General features: G+C 64.7%; 10 protein-coding genes. 1 reads left to right on the top strand and 9 read right to left on the bottom strand.

What is annotated here, in order from left to right:
• Nucleotides 1–221: 221 nt before the first annotated feature.
• From ALVIN_RS05315 to ALVIN_RS05275, 9 genes are all read right to left on the bottom strand, one after another.
• The gene (locus tag ALVIN_RS05315; protein WP_012970287.1) at nt 222–2,459 is read right to left on the bottom strand and encodes a two-component system response regulator; all 2,238 of its coding nucleotides are present in this window, start codon (nt 2,457–2,459) and stop codon (nt 222–224) included.
• Nucleotides 2,456–5,086, bottom strand: coding sequence for a transporter substrate-binding domain-containing protein (locus ALVIN_RS05310; RefSeq protein WP_012970286.1), 2,631 nt, complete (start codon nt 5,084–5,086; stop codon nt 2,456–2,458). Before ALVIN_RS05310 ends, ALVIN_RS05315 begins: the two co-directional genes overlap by 4 nt.
• Nucleotides 5,087–5,153: 67 nt before the next feature.
• Nucleotides 5,154–5,837 (bottom strand): TorF family putative porin, encoded by a 684-nt coding sequence (locus ALVIN_RS05305; RefSeq protein WP_012970285.1) that lies wholly within the window; start codon nt 5,835–5,837, stop codon nt 5,154–5,156.
• 7 nt (nt 5,838–5,844) lie between these two features.
• Nucleotides 5,845–7,950 carry a methyl-accepting chemotaxis protein gene (locus tag ALVIN_RS05300; protein ID WP_012970284.1) on the bottom strand — a complete coding sequence of 702 codons (2,106 nt, stop codon included), beginning with the start codon at nt 7,948–7,950 and terminating at the stop codon, nt 5,845–5,847.
• Between the two features lie 198 nt (nt 7,951–8,148).
• Nucleotides 8,149–9,507, bottom strand: coding sequence for a sigma-54-dependent transcriptional regulator (locus tag ALVIN_RS05295; RefSeq protein WP_012970283.1), 1,359 nt, complete (start codon nt 9,505–9,507; stop codon nt 8,149–8,151).
• Nucleotides 9,504–11,366 (bottom strand): sensor histidine kinase, encoded by a 1,863-nt coding sequence (locus ALVIN_RS05290; protein ID WP_012970282.1) that lies wholly within the window; start codon nt 11,364–11,366, stop codon nt 9,504–9,506. The genes ALVIN_RS05295 and ALVIN_RS05290 overlap by 4 nt, the downstream gene beginning before the upstream one ends.
• Nucleotides 11,367–11,378: 12 nt before the next feature.
• Nucleotides 11,379–12,314 (bottom strand): ubiquinone anaerobic biosynthesis protein UbiV, encoded by a 936-nt coding sequence (gene ubiV / locus ALVIN_RS05285; protein ID WP_012970281.1) that lies wholly within the window; start codon nt 12,312–12,314, stop codon nt 11,379–11,381.
• 28 nt (nt 12,315–12,342) lie between these two features.
• A complete protein-coding gene (ubiU, locus tag ALVIN_RS05280; RefSeq protein ID WP_012970280.1) occupies nt 12,343–13,338 on the bottom strand; it encodes a ubiquinone anaerobic biosynthesis protein UbiU in 996 nt (331 codons plus the stop codon).
• Between the two features lie 20 nt (nt 13,339–13,358).
• The gene (locus ALVIN_RS05275; protein WP_012970279.1) at nt 13,359–14,333 is read right to left on the bottom strand and encodes a TIGR01212 family radical SAM protein; all 975 of its coding nucleotides are present in this window, start codon (nt 14,331–14,333) and stop codon (nt 13,359–13,361) included.
• A gap of 368 nt (nt 14,334–14,701) precedes the next feature.
• On the opposite strand from ALVIN_RS05275, the gene ALVIN_RS05270 reads away from it, so the two are divergent.
• Nucleotides 14,702–15,694: a TRAP transporter substrate-binding protein gene (locus ALVIN_RS05270; protein WP_012970278.1), complete on the top strand. Its 993-nt coding sequence runs from the start codon at nt 14,702–14,704 to the stop codon at nt 15,692–15,694.
• Nucleotides 15,695–15,769: the final 75 nt, after the last annotated feature.

The following is a 15,769-nucleotide window of genomic DNA, read 5'->3' as shown; positions in this document are numbered from 1 at the left end:
AGTTTTGCAGTGCACAAATTTTACTGCAAATCCGTCGGGCATCGGCCATGGCATTTGACAACCTGTCGAACAGCCGGGAGAGCGCGCTGTTTCAAGTCCCCGAGGATAGCCGGCACGCTTTTTGATGAGTTCGGGGTGGGTCCATAGCGTTTGGCCGACTCGCGCGTCGGGAGCCTCGCCCCTGGATCTCACGCCGGACAACCCGTGCAGTACGGGCGTGACTACACCGGCTGATCCTGATTGGAGACAGCCGCCGCCATCCAGTCCTCCAGTTGCTCGATCGGCATGGGGCGAGCAAATAGGAACCCCTGCGCTTCCAGGCATCCCATGGCCAGCAGGGATCGGCGCTGCACGGCGTTCTCCACGCCCTCGGCGATCAGGGCCAGATTGCACTGATGCCCCAGGGCGATGATGAGTTGCGCGATACCGGCCTTGGTATGCGTGCCGTCGAGTTCTTTGACGAAGGAGCGGTCGATCTTCAGACGGTCGATATTGAGCTGTCTGAGCACGCTCAATGACGAATAGCCGGTGCCGAAATCGTCGATGGCGATCGTGACGCCCCGGCGACGGATGTCGGCCAGTTTGGTGTTGATGTCATCGATGTGATCCATGGCGACCGATTCGGTCAATTCCAGCTCGATCTGGCTGGCAGCGACCCGACTGTCGGCGAGTACGCACTCCAGCATGGAGACGAAGCCCGGCTCGCGAAACTGAGCGTGCGAGACATTGACCGCCATCCGAAACCCGGTGTGACCCCGCTCGGTCAAGCGATGGAGCTGCCGGCAGGCGGTACGGAGCACCCATTCGCCGAGCGGCACGATCAGGCCGGACTGCTCGGCCAGCGGAATGAACTGATCCGGAGGCACCCAGCGTCCGGGTTCGATCTCCCAGCGCAACAGCGCCTCGGCACCGATCACCGGGCCGCTGGCCAACTCGATCTGCGGCTGGAAGACGAGCGAGAGCTGCTCGGCGGAAAACGCGGCGCGCAGGCTGCTGAGCAGCTGCATGCGCTCACGCGCGGCCCGGCCGAGCGCCTCCGAAAAATAGTTCGCCTTGCCCCGCCCGAGCCGCTTGCCCTGCTTGAGCGCGATACCGGCATCCTTGAGCAGATCCCTGTCCTTGGCCGGCTGGCCGTTCAATGTGATCAGACTGCTGGTGGCCGAGAGACGGATCGTCTCGTCGCGCACCGTCAGCGGCTCGCTGAACACCTGCTGTATCCGCTCCGGAGTGACGGCGTCCCGGGGTCCGAGCAGGCCAAAGGTATCGCCCGCGACCCGCGCCAGCATGACTTGCGACCCAAAGGTCTGCTCCAGCCGCTCGGCCACGGCCCGCAGCACTTCATCGCCGAAATGATGATCGAGAGTGGTGGCGATGTCGGCAAAGTCATCGAGATCCAGCAGCGCCAGCGCCATGTCCGGATCACGGCCCTTCTCCTCGACGAGTTGGATGAAGCGGTTACGGTTGGGCAGACCCGATAACTGATCGTAATAGGCGAGCCGAAAGAGCCGGTTGTGCAACAGGACGTTTTCGAAGCCCACCGAAATGTTGGCGCAGAAGACCTCCAGCAGATGGCGATCCATCTGACTGGGTTCGCCGGTCATGGCCAGATAGGCGGCCATGCCCTGCGTCTCGCTGACATTGAAATACAGACAGACGGTCCGGTCGAACCTGTGCCGTTTTTCGAGCAGACACTGACGCAGCGCCTCGCGGACGGACGCCTCGGGCAGTTCCGCCAGCGGACGATGGATCATCTCCCGATAGTGTCCGGCGGCGGCGATGACCCGCGGTGCTTCGTCAGCGAACGGCCCCGAGGATGACGCGCAGATCAATCCCTCCTGCGCGATATTGAGTAGCGCGCAGACCTGCGTGACCACCCCTTCGGCAAACTGTTGCAGGGCGCGCAGCCGGATCAGTCCCGTGCTGGCCTCGACGATCAGTTCCAGACCGCGACGGCTCATCTCGATCTGGCGAAGCTGCCAGTAGGAGCGGATGGCCACGGTCAGGCTGGTGAAGAGGCGCACCCGCGTCAGTTCGGACTTGGTGCGGTAATCGTTGATGTCGAAGGAACGGATGGTTTCGAGCTCGGGCGCATAGCCGGGCTGCCCGGTGCGCAGAATGATGCGCACGGATTGATTGCCGAGTTCGCGGCGAATCCAGCGCACGAGCAGCAGTCCGGCGTCTTCCGATTCCATGACCACGTCCAGCAGGACGACCGCCACCGATGGCTCACGCGCGAGAATGGCACGCGCTTCCTGGGCGGAATACGCCTGGAGAAAGACCAGCGGACGGCCCTCGATCGTCAGGTCACACAGAGCGAGCCGGGTTGCTTCATGGACATCGCGCTCATCGTCGACGATCAGGATATGCCAGGGATCGGCCGAGGTGGAAGGCGCCCACTCCGATGGCTCGTCGATGAATTGGACGATATCGTCGTCATCCAGGGAAGGCGCATCACTCATAGGGGTATTCCACCTGACGCATCGTTCGGGGCCGGCTCGGTCGCGAGCCTTGGAGCGCGACCCGCCGCACTCGTGCTGGAGGCTACAGCGACAGCGCCGGGCGCGATCAAGGGCAGTACGAGATCGAAAACGGTACCCTCGCCGACAACGCTCCGCACGGAGATCACGCCGCCGAGCAGTCCAGTCACTAAGTTATAGACGATATGCAGTCCAAGTCCACTGCCGCCTTGACCCAAACGGGTGGTGAAAAACGGGTCGAAGATCCGATCCAGATAGTCTTGGGGAATGCCGTTGCCGTCATCACTGACCCGAATGAGGATGAAGCCCGGCGCGGCTGACTGGCTTTCGATGCGGATGCGCCCCGCCGTGCGGCCGTCGAAGGCATGCAGCAGCGCGTTCTGGATCAGGTTCATCAATACCTGACCGAGGGGACCGGGGAAGCTGTCGAGCCGCACCTCGGGTGCGACGCACACCTCCAGTGTCGCCGACGAGCGGCGCAAGCGCGGCCGTAAGGTCAGGGCAATCTCCCGCGTCACCTCGTCCAGGCTGAAAACACGGCGCTGGTAGCTCGCCTGATCCACCGCGACCTGCTTGAAGCTGCTGATCAGCTCGGCCGCACGCTGAAGACTGCGCAGCTGGATGTCGCTGCTGTCGCGCACGGCGTCGACAAAACGCTGTAGGGCCGAACGGCTCAGCCCCGCCGTCATCTGCTCCCGGAAGCTCCGTTCCTGGTCCGACAGGGTGCTGGCCAGCATCACCGCGTTGCCGATCGGCGTATTCAATTCATGAGCGATGCCGGCCACCAGATCCCCGAGTGCCGCCAGCTTTTCCGACTGCACCAGACTGGCCTGCGTCCGCTCCAGTTGCGCCAGGGCTTCGCGCAAATCCTGCGTGCGTTCGGCCACGCGCTGCTCCAGTCCGACGTTCTGCTCAGCGATCTGCGCCCGTGCCTGCCCGAGTTCGCGGTTGAGCTTCGCCAGCCGTCGGTTCCAGACCAGCACCACCCAGAGTATGGCGCCGGCAATGCCGATGATCCCTGCGACGATTTTCCACATCAGCACATAATCGAATGTCTTTTCGTAGCGGATCGAAAGCCAGTGACTGACGATGGTCTCGATCTGCTCCTGGGGAAGCGACTCGATCGCGATCTGAAAGATCTCGCCCAGTAGCGGCTCGTCGCGGCGGGTGGCGATCGCCAGGTTCCAGGCGAGATTGTCACTGTCTTTGAGTTGTCCGGCGATTTTGATGTCGTAGGCGGCCTGGGTCTGAATGCGGTAGGCGATCGTCGGCAGCGCGTCGATGAATCCGAACAGGCGCCCCTCCCGCACCTGTCTGAATCCCTCCTCGGCATTGGCGACTTCCTGCAACCGAATGGCGGGGTAGCGCGCTTTCAGGGCGTCGCTCATGGCATAACTCTGTGTGATACCGAAGGTCTCGTCCAGAACGGAGGCGAAATCGTTGATGAACGCCTGATGGACCTGGGTGGCGATCACCGAGCGGAACGAGAGATAGGGCGTCGTGAAATCCAGGAAGTCGCGCCGCTCCGGTGTCGCGAGCGCCCCGGACAGGAAATCGCAGCGTCGCTCCCGGACGAAGGCGAGCGACTCCTCCCAGCTCGCAGTGGGCGTCAGCACGATCCTGGTGTCGAGCATCTCGGCGAGCCGCGCCATCACATCGGCAATGATGCCTTCGTGGACGCCCTCCTTGGTGAGACGTTCCACGGGCATCCAGTCGGGATCGACGCACATCCGGATCGGGCCTTTGCGCCGCAGGTAGTCGAGTTGCCGGGGTGAGAGTACGACGCGCCCGACCGGATCGCCTGTCTTGCCGAACCACTGGTCCTGCAAGCGCAGGATCTGGTCTGGTGTCAGCGATGCCAGCGCCTTGTCGAGGATCGACTGCAAGACCGGCCAGTCCTGGCGCGTCGCGATATAGAGCGCGGAGAATTCGCCGCCCTTGTCTTCCCGGCTCCACACCCCCTGGACTTTCAGATCGACGTAGCCCGATTGGATGATGTGGTGATTCAGGACATTGGCGAAGTCGGTGGTGAAATCGGCCTGGCCGCGGCTCACGGCCGCGATGGCCTCACCGATGTTGGCGGTCTCGATGATCCTCAGTTTGCTGCCGAAGCGTTTTTTCAGCAGCTCGGTCTGCTCCCATCCTTTGGGGGACGCGGCCACGGAGCCAAACAGATCGGCAATGGACCGGACCTCCGGGTGATCGCGGCGGGTCAGGAACTGGTTGGCCCCCCGCACGATGGGCGCCGAGAAGGTCGCACAGTCCAGCAGCTTCGCCGGTTTGTCGGCGGGCTGTAGCAGATCGATCCGGCGCGCGCACAGCAGATCGACCAGCTCGTCCCAGGTCTCACCCTGCACGAACTCGAATTCGACGCCGATCCGTGCAGCCAGCAGTCTCATCAGATCGACCGAATAGCCCTTCGGCATTCCATGTTCGAAATAATCGTAGGGCGGCCAGTCGAGTTCGTTGCCGACGCGGATCACCGGATGGGCCTGGAGAAAGGCGCGCTCGGTCCCGGTCAGCTCGAGTGTGTCGCCGGATTCGGCGTCGCCGGCTACGGAGACGGCCAGCAGAACCACACACAGCAGCCATAGCGGCAAGCGGCTCACGCGGGGTTCTGATCGGTTCACCGTTCGAGGAGCCAACGTGTCGGGGACGGACGCGACGGCGCACGCTTCAAAAAGTAAAGGTTCGGCCAATTGTGAACAATACGGCGGTGTCGCCGGCCTCGTCGCTCAGCGTCGTCCCGCTCAGGCCCAGCGCGAGATCGAAACCGGCATAGCTGGTTCGATTCATGATCTGCCAATGCAGATAGTGATCCCGGTCGCCGTCCCAGGCAAAGCGGTCGGTGTCGAGACTGGTGGATCGGCTCAGTTGGGTCGCGATCGTCCAGCGGTCGTTGATCTCGAAGTCCTTTTGCAGCATGAGCACGACGTGACCGACATCCAGACCGGAATAATCGTGGGTATACCAGGCATTCAGGTTGAAACCGGCGATCCCCAGCTTGAGATAGGCTTCCGGATAATCGGCGTCGGAACTGTCGCGGCCGCCATGATAGGTATAGAGGGCGAGTCCCGCATCGACCGAGTAGCCGGGGCGGAACTCGAAGCGATATCCCAGGTAGCCGTCCACTTCCGCCTCGGTGTCGTCACCGAAATCGACGTTGGAGGCCCAGAGACCTGCGTACAGTCCCGCGTCTCCGGACCAGTCCAGACTGCCCTGGACCGCCGGCTGATGCCCGGTTTGCGTCACACCATTGAACAGATAATCGCTGGCCCCGGTGAGGGTCGCGGACCAGTCCGCCTGAGCCGTGCCGGCGCCTCCGGCCATGGCCAGCAGGCATAGGGTGCGTGTGTTCATCGCGTTTTCAGACCCTGAGCAGATTGAGCTGATCGTCGAGCGTCCGGATGGCGTCATGGGTCTCCAGGGCCGCCGCCTCGGAGACCTGGGCCAGATGCGCCAGATCGCGCGCGGCATCACCGATGGCGGTGAGACTGCGATTGATCTCTTCGCTGACCTGACTCTGTTCCTCGGCGGCCGTGGCCACCTGCTGGGCATGGCTGTCGATACGCCTGACATCCAGGACGGCGCGGTCGAGCAGTTCCGCGCTGCGATGCGTGAAGGTCAGGGTCTGTTCCATTTCGCCGCGACTGCCCTGGAGCAGCAGATCCGCGCGCTGTACATCGCCCTGCAACCCCTTGATCAGGTCATCCACGTCCTTGGTCGAGTCCTGGGTGCGCATGGCCAGATGGCGGACTTCCTCGGCGACCACGGCGAAGCCTCGCCCCTGCTCACCCGCGCGCGCGGCCTCGATCGCGGCATTGAGCGCCAGCAGATTGGTGCGTCCGGCGATTTCGCGAATCGTCACCAGGATCCCGTCGATCGCCCGGCTGCGCTCGGCGACCTGATGCATCTGACTGGAGGCCTCCTCGACCGAGCGCGACAGCAGTCCCACCCTGTCCTTGGTCCCATTGAGCGCCTGCTGGGTCTGGTCGATATGATCCGCCGCTTCACGCGAGGCATCCGCCGTCTGATGCGCGATGTTCGCCACCTCGCCGGCGGTGCTCGACATCTGGGTCATGGCGGTCGCCACATTGTCGATCTGGGCATTCTGGGTCGCACTGGCCTGGCCGACCTGACGGGCATAGTCGCTCAGGTCGGCGGAGCGCCCGGCCAGTGTCTGGCTTTGTTCCCTCATGACCAGGATCATCTGACGCAGCTTGTCGATGAAGCGGTTGATATTCTTGCTCAGCTCGATCAGTTCGACGTGATGATGCACCATGACCTTGGCGGTCAGATCCCCGTTCGACGAGGCCAGTGCCCGCATGCCCTGGGCGAGTTGTGCCAGCGGCTGGATGACGCTGCGGATCAGGATCACCATGACGGCAAGCCCAAGGATGGTCATGACGGCGGCACCGGCGGCCAGCTTGAGGACGGCTGTACGGGCGTCGGCGCGCAGATCCTGTTCCAACTCCCTGGCGGCCGCGAGAATGTCGGCCTCAGCCACCGAGATGGACAGTGTCCAGGAGGTGTTCGCAATGGGGATCGCCAGGCTGTGCAGCCAGCGGTCGCCGCTCTTGCTCTGGCCGGGGGTCGTCATGGCGGTCGCCAGTTCCGGCGCGACGTCGCTGACCCGCTTGCCGAGCTGATCCGGGAAGCGCGTCGAGGCGGCGATCAACCCCTGCTGACTGACCAGCATCAGGTCGCCCTGCCCGCGAAACAGCCGTTTGGCGATCGACTCACCGGCTGTCTGGAGTGCCGCGAGGTTGATGTCCATGCCGACCACGCCGATGAATGTCTGATCGACGACGAGCGGCAGGGTCAGGCTGGTCATCAGCTCCTCGTGGCCCGGATTGATCTCGTAGAGATAGGGATCTGTGATGCAGGTCTGCCGGCGCTCCTTCGGGCAGAGATACCATTCGGCCTCGCGCTGACCATGTTCGTTGAGTGTTTCGAGATATTTCACGCCCGGATCTTCGGTTTCATGGAAGACGAACGAATCGCCCTCGCGCGTGAAATAGATCTCGATGGTGCCGGTATTGGAGCTGTGAGCGAGATTGCCGGCGTATTCGCTGTCCCGGCCGTCATAGCCGTTCGGTTCGAATTGGGCGTAGGCTGAACTGACGAACGGATTGCTCGCCAGGGTGTCGAGCACCAGACGTTTCAATTGATCCCGACCATAGGGCGCCGTCTCGCCCGCGCCGAGGGCCGAACTCGTGACCTGCCGTTGCAGGACCGAGGCGCTCGCGATGGCCGACGCCAGCAACCGCTGGATCTCCTGACGGGTGCCCAACGCCGTTTCGCTCATGATCTCCTCGGCCTGCCGCGAGAGGTTGAGCGTCATGGAGTCGGTGGCGCTCTGAATCGATTCGCGGAAGATCAGGGTGGCCAGCAGGATGATCGTACCGGCCGTCAGCACCAGGATCATCCCGGTGACCAGCAGCAATTTCAGGCGCAGGCTGAGTGTTCGCATACAGATCTATAACTCTTGTTCAGAGACTCTCGTGATGCCAAACCCCGTGTAAGCATGTCCTGCGCGGGAGTGATCTGCTCGTCCAGCGTTTGAGCGCCGGTTGGCGGTCATCGAGGCGCGGCCCATCAGACCGCAAGCCGGCAGTTTCAGCGCTCAAGTCTAACCGTCGATAATGAAGAAAACATTAACCTCCCCGTGTCAGGACTTGTAGTCCTCCTTGCTCAGGCCGTACTTCTGCATCTTGTCGTAGAGCGTCTTGCGCGGGATGCCGAGCGCCGTCATGGTGTCCTTGATGCAGCCCTTGCTGGCGGCGAGCGCCTGCGTGATGAGGCTCTTCTCGAAGCACTCCACCTGTTCCGGCAGGCTGCGCGGCGCGCCGGCCAGGGGGCCGGCCACCAGCTCCTGCAGCGACCAGCCGAAGGATTCGCCGAGCAGCACATAGCGTTCGGTGAGGTTGCGCAGCTCGCGCACATTGCCCGGCCAGTCGTATCCGAGCAGATGCGCGACCTCGGCCGGGTCCGGAAAGGGCGCGTCGCACTGGAAGCGATCCTGGGCGACCAGCAGGAAGTGATGGAAGAGCAAGGGAATGTCGTCACGCCGCTCGCGCAGCGGCGGGATGTGGAGCGTGACGACATTGAGCCGATAGTAGAGATCCTCGCGAAAAGCCCCCGTGCCCGCCGCCTCCAGCAGATCGACCTTGGTCGCGGCGACCACCCGGAAGTCGATCGGACGCAACTGATTGGAGCCGAGACGCTCGATCGCCCGCTCCTGGAGCACGCGCAGCAGACGCACCTGGGCCGAGAGCGGCATGCTCTCGATCTCGTCGAGAAAGAGCGTGCCGCCCTGGGCATGTTCGATCTTGCCGATCCGGCGCGACTTGGCCCCGGTGAAGGCGCCGGCCTCGTGCCCGAAGAGCTCGCTCTCGATCATGGTGTCGGGCACGGCGCCACAGTTGACCGCGACGAAGTTGCGATCGCGTCGGCGGCTGTGTTCGTGCAGCGAGCGGGCCACCAGTTCCTTGCCGGTGCCGGTCTCGCCGAGCACCAGCACGTCGGCGCCGGTATCGGCAAGACGCGCGATGGTCGCGCGCAGCCGGCACATCTCCTGACTGCGTCCGATGATGCGTGGTCCGAGCGCGCTGTTGGCCATCAGCTCGACGCGCAGATTGCGGTTCTCCAGGACCAGAGTCCGTCTATCGAGGGCGCGCTGGACACGCGCGATCAACCGCTCGACGGGATAGGGTTTCTCGATGAAGTCATAGGCACCCGCGCGCATGGCGCTGACGGCCGTGCTGACGTCGCCATGGCCGGTGACGAGGATGACCGGCAGATCCGGATCGATGGCATGGGCCTGGGCCATCAGCTCCAGCCCGTCCAGTCCCGGCAGCCGGATGTCGCTGACCAGCACTCCCGGCCAGTCGCGGCTCAGCAGCGGCAGCACGGCCTCGGCCCGGTCGAAGACCTGAGCCGGCAGTCCGGCCAGCTCCAGGGTCTGCTGGTTGGCGGCGCGGATGTGCGGCTCGTCGTCGACGAAGAAGACCCGTGGTGGAGTGTTCATGGCTGGAGATCCGCCGCCGGCAGCGTCAGCTCGAAGCAGGCGCCCGTCTCGCTGGGGAGGGCGACGAGCGCACCGCCCATGTCGGTGGCGATGCGCGCCGAGATGGCGAGTCCGAGTCCGAGTCCCTCGCCGGCGGCCTTGGTGGTGAAGAAGGGTTCGAAGATGAGATCGCGGTTGGCCTCGGGGATGCCGGGGCCGGTATCCCGGACGCCGATGATCACGTGCGCCTCACGACGCCGGGCCTGGACGCGGATGCGCCGCTCGGGACGATCCGCGATGGCCTGACAGGCGTTGCCGAGCAGGTTGACGAGCACCTGTTGCAGCAGGACGTCGTTGGCCCGCACCCCGATTCCGGGCGGGATGTCCGGCTCCAGCGTGCCGCCACAGCGCTCGAGCGCGGGAGCCAGCAGACGCGCCGCTCCTTCGAGCACGGCCAGGAGCGGCAGGTCGCTCGATTCGGCCGAGGTCTTGCGGGCAAAGAGCTTGAGCTGGGCGCCGATCTTGGCCATGCGCTCGGTCAGCTCCAGGATCTGACCGAGATTGGTCTCGACGTCCTCCAGACGCCCCTTGGCCAGCAGCAGCAGGCCATTGTCGGCATAGGCGCGGATGGCGGCGAGCGGTTGGTTCAGCTCGTGGTTGATCCCGGCCGAGAGCTGTCCCAGGGTGGCGAGCTTGGCCGACTGGATGAGCGCCTGCTGGGTCTCGCGCAGCGCCTGCTCGGCACGGCGCCGTTCCTCGATCTCGTCGCGCAGACGCTGGTTGCTGCGAGTCAGCTCCGTGGTACGGCTCGCCACACGCGCCTCCAGTTCCAGATTGCTCCGCTCGAGCGCGGCTCGCGTCTGCTCGGCGAATTCGCTCTGTAGACGCCGTCCATGCTGGTGCTGCCGGCGCAGGGCCGCGATCAGGAACAGCGTGGTGAGGAGCGCAATGGCCAGCAGCACCAGCTTGAGACTGTCGCGGATCGCGTCCTGAGTCTGGATCAGTTCATGGACCTGCCAGCCGGCCGTCGGCATGGGGCGTGATTGCAGGAGCCATGGCCACTCGCGCCACCAGGGGCGCTCGGGATCGAGACGCACCAGTTCCCCCGTCCCGACGGCGGCGACCGGAACCAGCCCGAGCGGTGTCAGCTCGGTTCCCGGATAGCGGTGGCTGTCCTGGATGCGGCCTCGACGCTCGGAGGCGAGCGGATGCAGTGTGCGGAAGCGGAATTCGGGCCGGGTCGCCAGAAAGACGACGCCATCCGGGTCCGTGACGAGCAGGATCCGGTCCGGCTTGGCCCAGCGCCGCTCGGCCTCGCCGATGTCGATCTTGACCACCACCGCCCCCAGCGCCTGCCCGGCCTCCATGACCGGATAGGCGAAATAGTAGCCGCGCTGGCCGGAGGTGTTGCCGAGGGCGAAATAGCGCCCGAGCTGGCCGTCCATGGCGTCACGGAAATAGGGGCGGAAGCTGAAGTTGCGTCCGACGAAGGGACGTTCGGTCTGCCAGTTGCTGGCCGCGATGGTCAGACCCTCGGCATCCATCAGGTAGGTATCGGCCGCGTCGCTGATGCGGTTGATGGTCTCCAGATAGCGGTTCAGGGCCTCGATGCTCTCGTGCCCGCCGGGGGCGCGCAGAAAATCGCTGAGCCGCGGATCGGTCGCCAGCAGCGCGGGCAGCGGCTCGTACTTGGCGAGCAAGCCTTCCAGATAGGCGATATGCAGATCCAGGTCGTTGCGGCCCTGCTCGCCGAGTCGTGCCACTCCGTCGCGATAGCTCCAGAGGCCCAGTCCGGCGAGTCCCAGCAGGATGGCCAGGATCAGCCCGCTCCAGGCGAGCGGGTGGCCGATGAGCGGCGGTGGGGCTTCAGGCGTCGGCAATCGCGGTGGCCGTTACCCGAGGCGGCCCTGAGTCGGCATCCCGACCTTGTAGCCCGACTCGCCGGTCCAGTAGCCGTCGCACAGACCCGAAGACGCCCAACCGCGCAGGCGTGCCGTGCCTTCGGCGGGGTCGAGATCCCCGGTCAGACAGTCCGCGAAGGTACGGACCACATCGGCGGTGTGCCGGGACTGCGGACTGATGCGCAGCAGATCCACGCCCAGGGCGCGCACCTCATCAAGGGACGCCAGCAGGTTGTGGGTGCCGGCCGACTGGGTCTGGATGCCGTTGAGGCTCAGGAACTCCTGGCCCTCCTGGGTCGTGACCAGCACGCCATCCGGATAGTCGCCGCAGCAGAACTCGCAGTTGTCCTTGCCCAGTCCACGGTTGTAGGCCGTGAAGCAGCGCGCCGAATAGGCCAGCGGCAGCCGGCCGAAGGCGAACAGCTCGCACTCGACGCCCTCGGGCCGACGCTGGAGCAGCTCGGTGGCCGTCGCCCGACCCAGCTCCACCGGCATCACCCAGCGCTTGAGTCCGCGCTCGGCCAGGAAGGCGAGCGTGCGATGGTTGTAGAGATTGATCGAATGCCCGGCGACGAAGGGGCGGCCTTCCAGGAAGTCGAGCGCGGCCAGATCGCCCGCTTCGATCATGAACCGCTCATCGGCACAGATCCGCTTGAGCGTCTTCAATTCGCCATCGGACTCGATCAGGGCCAGGGTCGAGATGACGGCTTGCTTGCCGGCGGCGGTCACGCGCTCGGCCAGCTCCCAATAGTCCTCGGGCTTGAGCTGACGGCGCTTGGAGCAGATGGTCTCGCCCAGATAGACGACGTCCACCGGAGTTTCGAGCAGTTCGGCATAGAAATCGAGCACCTGCTCGCGCGGCCACAGATAGAGGATGGGGCCGAGCGAGAGACGCGGGCGATGGGCTGGGTTGTTCAAGGCTGACATGGGTGGGTTCGAATCGTTCGCTATCGGATCAGTGCCAGGTGCGCTCGTAAGGACCGATGGTGGTCTGCGCCCCCTCGGAGACCTGCGCCAGGATCTGGTTCCAGCTCTCCTTGGGCCGGAACGCCTGCGGGTTGCGCTTGCAGGAGTCGATCGCCTCGCGCCAGACCTTGGCGACCTGGGTCACATAGCGCGTGCTGCGCTGGCGGCCCTCGATCTTGATGGCGCTGACCCCGGCGGCCAGGATGTCGGGCAGGATGTCGAGCGTGTTGAGACTGGTCGGCTCCTCGATGGCATGACGCAGCTCGCCGTCGATCTGGTAGCGGCCCTTGCAGATGGTCGGATAACCGGCGGCTTCGCCGTGCGAACGGCGTTCGAGCAGCACGCCGCCGAGGCGCGTCTCCTGACCCTGCGGCGTGTCGCGCCACTCCACATGCGAGGCCGGCGAGCAGGCGCCGAAGGTGTTGGGCGACTGGCCGCTGGCATAGGACGAGAGCAGACAGCGTCCCTCGACCATGACGCACAGACTGCCGAAACCGAAGATCTCGACCGGGACCGTGGTCTCCCGGATCAGATGCGCGACCTGGGCCAGCGACAGCACGCGCGGTACCACCACGCGCTTGATGTTGAAATGGCGCTGCATGAAGCCGATCGCGGCCGGATTGGTGGCCGACCCCTGGACCGACAGATGCAGGTTGACGTTCGGATGGTGCTCGGCGGCATAGTCGAGCACGCCCATGTCGGCGAGGATGATGGCATCGACCCCGAACCCGGCTGCACGGTCGACGGCCGCCGTCCAGCGCTCCCAGCCCTTGGGCTGGGCATAGGTGTTGATGGCGACGAACACCTTGACCCGGCGGTCATGGGCGTATTTGACGCCCTCGGCGATCTGCTTGTCGTTGAAATTGAGACCGGCGAAGTGGCGCGCGTTGGTATCGTCGCGAAAACCGATGTAGACGGCATCGGCGCCATTGTCGACGGCCGCCTTGAGCATCGGCAGATTGCCGGCGGGACAGACGAGCTCCATGGTGTTTGGACCCCCGAGGATCAAGCGGTGTTGACGAGTCGATGAGTGGAAAGGGTGTCGGCGCGGTCGCCCTGGCGGGTGTCGCGACGAAAAAGTTCGGCCTCGATGGCGTTGAGCACCGCCCATTTGCGGTTGCACCAGTCGGGCGCGAGCAGGATGTCGCGCGAGGCCGTCCCGGTCAGACGATGATAGACCACGCTGGCCGGTGTACGTTCGACCAGATCGGCGCAGATGGCGACATAGTCGTCCATGGCGAGTGGGCTGTAGTCGCCCCGGTGCCAGTCGATGGCCAGACGGGTGTGGCGCACGACATGCAGCGGATGGACTTTTAGCCCCTCGACGCCCAGCTCCAGCACCCGGTCGAGTGTGGTGAGTGCCTCCGCGTGCCCCTCGCCCGGCAGCCCGACGATGAGATGGGCGCAGACCGGGATGCCGCGCCGATGCGCTGCCGTCACCGCCGACCGGTATTCGGCGAAGCCGTGACCGCGATTGACGCGCTCGAGCGTATCGTCATTGGCCGACTGCAAGCCCAGTTCCAGCCAGACTTCCTTGCCGCGCGCGCGATAGCCGGCGAGCAGGTCGAGCACGGCCTCCGGCACGCAGTCCGGGCGCGTGCCGACCGACAGACCCACGACGTCCGGATGCATGAGCGCGCTGTCGTAGCGTTCGCGCAGCACCGAAATTTCGTCGTAGGTGTTGGTGTAGGTCTGGAAATAGGCCATGAACCGCCGCGCGCCGGTGCGTTTGGCGAGCACGCCGCGTCCGGCGTCGAGCTGCGGGTCGATCTCGGGCGAGCGTTTGGCGTTGGGGCCGAAGGAGACGTTGTTGCAGAAGGTGCAGCCGCCGTGTCCCTTGGTGCCGTCGCGGTTCGGACAGGTGAAGCCGGCATTGAGCGCGAGCTTGTGCACCCGCTGGCCGTAGCGCTTCAGCAGATACTGACCGAAGGTGTTGACGCGATCACTGAGCGCGCGATGTGGAGCGGACGGGGAAGGCATGGGTCTGACATCAACCGAGCGGCGGCGATCGGCGTTCGATCCGGACCCGTCAGTATAGTGATCAATCCCGCCGCCTGCAAAACGCGCGTCCGGTCGTCGCGTCCACTCACGACCGCCGCCCTGGAGCCATGATCAAGACGACCCACCCGGAATGGGCGGATTTCCGTACCACGCCGGACCGCACGATGGGTCATTTTCCGCCACCCGCGGCTCGAACCATGACGTCGACCATCCAGGATTCGCCTTTAGAACCATCGACTTAGTCTGAACAAGCGAGACTGGCTCAGGTATTGCTGACGGAAGTCGGGATCCAACCGGATCATCGTATCGCCAACCCTCACGCAAGACAGACACGAGGTTCCAGACGCATGAAACGCAGCACCCTTGCCGCCCTCTCGCTGGCCATCGCCACCACGCTCGGCGCCGGTCTGGCCGCCGCCGACCCGATCGTCATCAAGTTCGCGCACGTGGTCGCGGAGAACACGCCCAAGGGGCTGATGGCCGACAGGTTCAAGGAACTGGTCGCCGAGCGCCTGGGGGACAAGGTCGTCGTCGAGGTCTATCCCAACTCGCAGCTCTTCGGTGACGACAAGGTGCTGGAGGTCATGCAGCTCGGCGACGTCCAGCTGGCCGCGCCCGCGCTCTCGAAGTTCAGCCGCTACACCGACGTGCTCGCCCTCTACGACCTGCCCTTCCTGTTCGAAGATCTGCACGCCGTCGACCGCTTCCAGCAGAGCGAGGCCGGTCAGGGTCTGTTGAAGTCGATGGAGAAGAAGGGCCTGATCGGACTGGGCTATCTGCATAACGGCATGAAACAACTGAGTTCCAGTCAGCCTCTGCGCGTGCCCGAGGACGCCAAGGGACTCAAGTTCCGCATCATGGCCTCCGAGGTGCTGGAGGCCCAGTTCGAGGCGCTCGACGCGGCCCCGATCAAGAAGCCGTTCTCCGAGGTCTTCACCCTGCTCCAGACCAAGGCCATCGACGGTCAGGAGAACACTTGGTCGAACATGTATTCGAAGAAGTTCTTCGAGGTCCAGCCCTATATCACCGAATCCAACCACGGCCTGCTCGACTATCTGGTCGTGACCTCGACCGAGTTCTGGAACGGCCTGCCGGATGACGTGCGCGACACCCTCAAGGCCGCGCTCGACGAATCCATCGCCTACGGCAACCGGATCGCCTATGACAAGGAGGCCGAAGACCGTCAGGCCATCATCGACTCCAAGCGCACCGAGGTCATCGAGCTGACGCCGGAAGAGCGCGCCCAGTGGGTGCAGGCGATGCGCCCGGTCTGGAAGCAGTTCGAGGACGAGATCGGCGCCGACCTGATCGATGCCGCCTATGCCGCCAACCAGGAGTGAGGCGCGTCCCGACGCCCTGACTCCGTTCGTTCAACTCTGAATCGTCCGGAGCGGAGCCCGACGCCAAGGCGCGTC

The organism is Allochromatium vinosum DSM 180 (genome assembly GCF_000025485.1).
GTDB classification, from domain to species: domain Bacteria; phylum Pseudomonadota; class Gammaproteobacteria; order Chromatiales; family Chromatiaceae; genus Thermochromatium; species Thermochromatium vinosum.
Note: the sequence above shows the minus strand (reverse complement) of the source record. Positions and strands in the feature narration are given on the sequence as shown.

Excerpts from the sequence above, each read along its gene's own strand:
- ALVIN_RS05275 (WP_012970279.1), bottom strand. The coding sequence starts at position 14,333 with ATGCCTTCCCCGTCCGCTCCACATCGCGCGCTCAGTGATCGCGTCAAC.
- ALVIN_RS05305 (WP_012970285.1), bottom strand. The coding sequence starts at position 5,837 with ATGAACACACGCACCCTATGCCTGCTGGCCATGGCCGGAGGCGCCGGC.
- ubiU (WP_012970280.1), bottom strand. The coding sequence starts at position 13,338 with ATGGAGCTCGTCTGTCCCGCCGGCAATCTGCCGATGCTCAAGGCGGCC.
- ALVIN_RS05295 (WP_012970283.1), bottom strand. The coding sequence starts at position 9,507 with ATGAACACTCCACCACGGGTCTTCTTCGTCGACGACGAGCCGCACATC.
- ubiV (WP_012970281.1), bottom strand. The coding sequence starts at position 12,314 with ATGTCAGCCTTGAACAACCCAGCCCATCGCCCGCGTCTCTCGCTCGGC.
- ALVIN_RS05300 (WP_012970284.1), bottom strand. The coding sequence starts at position 7,950 with ATGCGAACACTCAGCCTGCGCCTGAAATTGCTGCTGGTCACCGGGATG.
- ALVIN_RS05270 (WP_012970278.1), top strand. The coding sequence starts at position 14,702 with ATGAAACGCAGCACCCTTGCCGCCCTCTCGCTGGCCATCGCCACCACG.
- ALVIN_RS05315 (WP_012970287.1), bottom strand. The coding sequence starts at position 2,459 with ATGAGTGATGCGCCTTCCCTGGATGACGACGATATCGTCCAATTCATC.